This window comes from Pelistega indica (assembly GCF_000506865.1).
Lineage (GTDB): Bacteria > Pseudomonadota > Gammaproteobacteria > Burkholderiales > Burkholderiaceae_B > Taylorella > Taylorella indica.
Map to the genome: position 1 here is coordinate 1 of NZ_AYSV01000038.1, position 3097 is coordinate 3097.

Genomic DNA, 3097 nt, shown 5'->3' on the forward strand with positions numbered 1-3097 from the left:
GCTTTAGTGACGGCGGATACAGTTCAGTCAGCGATTAATAGCGCAGGCTTTAACGTGATTGGTGCCGGTAATAAAGCTGATCCAAGTGGTGGGTTTAATAAGCAGCTGGTGAAAGCAGGTAATACCGTGACCTTCGAGGCAGGTGATAACTTAACCTTGAAGCAGGATGGTGCACATTTTACCTTTGCGACAGCAAAAGACGTTAGCTTTAATAGCGTGACGGTCGGTGATAAGGTAAAAGTGAACGACAAAGGCATTGACGCGGGTAATACGAAGATCACGAACGTGGCGACTGGTACGAAAGATACCGATGCGGTGAATGTTGGTCAGCTTAAAACTGTTGAGGCAAATGTAGACAAAGGTCTTAACTTTAATGCCGATAACGGTGGTTCTAAAACCTCTAAGCTAGGTTCTACCGTGGCGATTAAAGGTAAAGATCAGAATATTCAGACGGAGATTAGTCAGGAAGGTGGTAACACTAATATTAGTATTGCCTTAGCGAAAGATCTTGACATTAATAGTGTCAAAGCCGGCGAGACGTCACTGAATAACGATGGCCTAAGCGTCGGTGATAAGGTAAAAGTGAGCAACACAGGCATTACCGCCGGTGATGTAAGTCTAACCACCGAAGGCATTAATGCGGGTAATACGAAGATCACGAACGTGGCGGCTGGAAAGGCAGATACCGATGCGGTGAATGTTAGTCAGCTAAAAGCAGTTGAGGCTCAAGTGAAGGCATCGTCCACCAAGCTGGTTGCTGGTGATGGTGTGACTGTTGAGTCTAAACAGTTAGTGGATAAAAGCACGGAGTACACGGTTTCAGCCAAGACGGACGGTACAACCATGACGACAGTTGGTGGTGCCATCGCAGCGAAGACCACGACCTTTAACACCACGACAGATGGTACCGTGGGTACACCGGTTACGCCTGGTGCTTTAGTGACGGCGGATACAGTTCAGTCAGCGATTAATAGCACAGGCTTTAACGTGATAGGTGCCGGTAATAAAGCCGATCCAGGTGCCGAGTTTAGCAATCAGCTGGTGAAAGCAAGTAATACCGTGACCTTCGAGGCAGGTGATAACTTGACCTTGAAGCAAGAAGGCACGCAGTTTACCTTTGCCTTAGCCAAGGATGTTAGTTTTGATAGCATCAGTGTTGGTGATGTAAAAGTGACGAATACCGGCATTACAGTAGGTGACGTTAGCTTAAGCGCGGGAGGCATTAATGCGGGTGGCAAGCAGATCACAAACGTTGCGGCTGGAAAGGCAGATACCGACGCAGTAAATGTTAGCCAGTTAAAAGCGGCTGTCGGTGGTTTTAATAATGTAGTGAACCACCTAGGTAATGAAATTCACCGCGTGGATCGTGAGGCTCGCGCTGGTACCGCCTCTGCAGCAGCAATGGCGAACTTACCGCAAGCCTATCTACCTGGTAAGAGCATGTTTGCGATTGCCAGTGCTGGTCATCGTGGTGAGCATGGTTACGCCGCTGGGTTATCCACCATCTCCGATAACGGTAAGTGGATTATTAAGAGCTCTGTCTCTGGTAATACACGTGGTGATGTAACTTACGGCGCCGGCGTGGGTTATCAGTGGTAACTTGCCATTGAGGACCTGAATAAGCTGACTTCAAGCCATTGCGCGGCCTTTGATGCTAGCAATGGCTTGATTTCAAACTGCTCAATCGTCCGCCCATGCGGTGGTATCAAAGCTTAAATAGTAAGGCACCGACGAGTCGGTGCCTTAATTCTTACAAGAAGCAATCGCTTTATATCGAGCGTAGCAATTAGCTAGGCACAATGCCTAAGCCTTGCGACGCTCAGCAATATCGGCAGCAGCGGTGAAAAGTACGTCGGTTGAAGAGTTTAAGCCCGTTTCAACCGAGTCTTGAATCACACTGATGGTGACACCAATAGCAATCACCTGTGCTGCGATTTCATTACTGACACCGAATAAGCTGCAGGCCATTGGAATCAGCAGTAATGAGCCACCAGGAACGCCGGAGGCGCCACAAGCGGCAACCGTAGCCAGTAAGCTCAGTAAAAAGGCGGTCGCAATATCTACCTCAATACCTAGGGTATGCACAGCGGCTAGGGTTAAGACGGCGATGGTAATTGCTGCACCAGCCATATTAATGGTGGCACCTAAGGGGATGGATACGGAATAGGTTTCCTCACGTAAGCCAAGCTTTTTAGCTAAATCCATATTGACTGGGATATTGGCTGCAGAGCTGCGTGAGAAGAATGCCATTAAACCACTTTCAGCTAAACACTGCATCACCAATGGATAGGGATTTTGGCGGATTTTGAACCATACGATGAGCGGGTTGGCAACGACCGGACTGCTGGCGACAGTACTGATCATGAAGTATGCTGACCATCTGCCGTTGCACCGTCAAGAAGCCATCTTTGAGCGCAGCGGTGTACGCATTGCCCGTTCTACGCTGGCGGATTGGGTAGGCACCTGTGGCGCACAGTTACAACCGCTCGTTGATGCTTTACGCCAAGAGGTGCTCTCGCATTCGGTATTGCATGCCGATGAGACCCCCATCACTTACATGCACCATAAAAAGGGCAAAACGCAACGTGGTTATTTCTGGGTCTATGCCCCGGGTGCTTATGAGCAGATGAAAGCGGTGATTTATGACTTTAAGCCAGGTCGCTCAGGCGCTCATGCCCGCGAATTCTTAGGCGATTGGCGCGGTAGTCTGATGTGTGATGATTACGCCGGTTATAAAGCCCTCTTTGCCGATGAGCAAGTGATTGAGGGGGGATGTTGGGCGCATGCGCGTCGCAAATTCCACGATATTTACCAAGCCAACGGCAGCTCAGTGGCTGAACAGGCCTTACAACAAATCCAACGACTTTATCACTACGAGGCCGAGGCCAGGAACTTAAGTCCACCGGAGCGATTAGCCCATCGACAACGCCACATGGAGCCGGCACTTAAGCAATTAGAAAGGTGGTTGCGTAGTCAGTTTGAGCTGGTGCCGCCGAACTCGGCGATCGCCAAAGCCATTCGTTACAGCCTGAACAATTGGCTTGCCTTGACGCGCCTCTTGGAAGACGCTCAACTGCCGATGGATAATAATGCCTGA

At 49.6% G+C, this 3097-nt stretch carries 2 protein-coding genes and 1 pseudogene; 2 read left to right on the forward strand and 1 reads right to left on the reverse strand.

Annotated elements, in window-relative coordinates; genetic code table 11:
• Nucleotides 1–1599, forward strand: a 1599-nt coding sequence (locus tag V757_RS27405; RefSeq protein WP_023949721.1) for a YadA family autotransporter adhesin, incomplete at its 5' end; no start/stop codon positions are given.
• A gap of 204 nt (nucleotides 1600–1803) precedes the next feature.
• Here V757_RS27405 and sstT read toward each other — a convergent pair.
• A pseudogene (gene sstT / locus V757_RS17965) lies at nucleotides 1804–2337 on the reverse strand (serine/threonine transporter SstT); the annotation flags it as partial.
• Between the two features lie 25 nt (nucleotides 2338–2362).
• Here sstT and tnpC point away from each other — a divergent pair.
• A complete protein-coding gene (gene tnpC, locus V757_RS17970) occupies nucleotides 2363–3097 on the forward strand; it encodes an IS66 family transposase (protein ID WP_245586953.1) in 735 nt (244 codons plus the stop codon).